Source organism: Corallococcus sp. AB049A (assembly GCF_003668885.1).
In the GTDB taxonomy this organism is placed as follows: Bacteria; Myxococcota; Myxococcia; order Myxococcales; family Myxococcaceae; genus Corallococcus; species Corallococcus interemptor.
Genome location: NZ_RAWL01001358.1, coordinates 1 through 402, shown reverse-complemented (window position 1 = coordinate 402; position 402 = coordinate 1). Strand labels below are relative to the sequence as shown.

2 pseudogenes are annotated in these 402 nt (G+C 72.6%); both read right to left on the bottom strand.

Going from position 1 to position 402, the window contains the following annotated elements:
- Positions 1-204, bottom strand: a pseudogene (locus D7X55_RS47220) (NAD(P)/FAD-dependent oxidoreductase); the annotation flags it as partial.
- Positions 194-402 (bottom strand): annotated as a pseudogene (locus tag D7X55_RS47215) (hypothetical protein); the annotation flags it as partial. The pseudogenes D7X55_RS47220 and D7X55_RS47215, both read right to left, overlap by 11 nt.

Sequence of the window (402 nt, the reverse complement as noted above, 5' to 3'; positions counted from 1 at the left end):
ATCCAGCAGCTGCTGGCGCGCGGTCTTCAGCAGCTCGGCGCCGCTGATGCCATCCAGCCCTGGCACCCCGTGCGAATGGCTGGCGAAGCGGTTGCGCGGCGAGCCGGCGTCGATGACGGTGACCGGCCGCCGGGCGCGGGCCAGGATCAGGCCGGCGGCAATGCCGGCGTAGCTGCCGCCGACGATGAGCACATCAGGATTCATGAGGACCTTCCAGGGAACGGTGATGGGCGAGATGGCGGGCGAAGTCGGCGCCGAGCTGGTCCAGCGTGGTCGCCCGCAGGCGCGCCTCCAGCAACCGCTGTGCCTCGCGTGCCCCCTCCAGCAGCGCGCTGTTGACCAGCTGCTGGATCGGGCAGCCGCCGCCGGCGTCGCGGGCGCCGACCTGCACCAGCGGTGGTG